The organism is Pseudoalteromonas sp. NZS37, assembly GCF_015864265.1.
Taxonomy (GTDB): Bacteria; Pseudomonadota; Gammaproteobacteria; order Enterobacterales; family Alteromonadaceae; genus Pseudoalteromonas; species Pseudoalteromonas arctica.
In genome coordinates, this window is sequence record NZ_JADYXL010000071.1 from 1 (window position 1) to 565 (window position 565).

General features: G+C 62.8%; 1 protein-coding gene. It reads left to right on the forward strand.

Annotated elements, in window-relative coordinates:
* Positions 1-85: 85 nt before the first annotated feature.
* On the forward strand, positions 86-565 hold a 480-nt coding region (locus I6F47_RS20485; RefSeq protein WP_197184479.1), incomplete at its 3' end, for a hypothetical protein.

A 565-nucleotide genomic window follows, 5' to 3' on the forward strand; every position in this document is an offset into this window, starting at 1 on the left:
AACATGCTCGCGCCGAACAACATGACCAGTGCGTCGGGTTTCAACTCCCTCGCGGTTGATGTGACCGGCCCCTGGAGGTAACGCCGTGGCCGCACACAAATATTGGCGTGCCAAGCTGATGACGGCCCCCACGCTGTCCACGCTTGAGCTGTCTGAGTTTCACCTGTTCGACGGCGCCACGCGCGTCGATGCGGCGGCCACGCTGACGGCGAGTGCGGCCCCCACGGGTCCGCTGACCAACCTGTCTGACAACAACACGGCCACAGGCTGCTACTGGAGCACCGGAGGTGATGCGGTGGTGCTGACATGGACGTTTCCAACGGCCGTACAGGTTACAGGCATTGAGCTGGGCGCGCGCACCACAGCCTCTCGATTCCCCACCGCTCTGGTCTTGCAGGGGGGAGATGCCGTAACAGGAACGGGTCCTAGCCCAGAGTACACCACACTGATGGGGTTTGGTGTGAAGGCATTCGCCTCTGCCGCCAAGACGGGGGTCATGCTGCAAGCTGTGCAGCCCACGGACGGTGGGGTGATCTACAGCGCGTTTGACTTTCAGACACCCAGC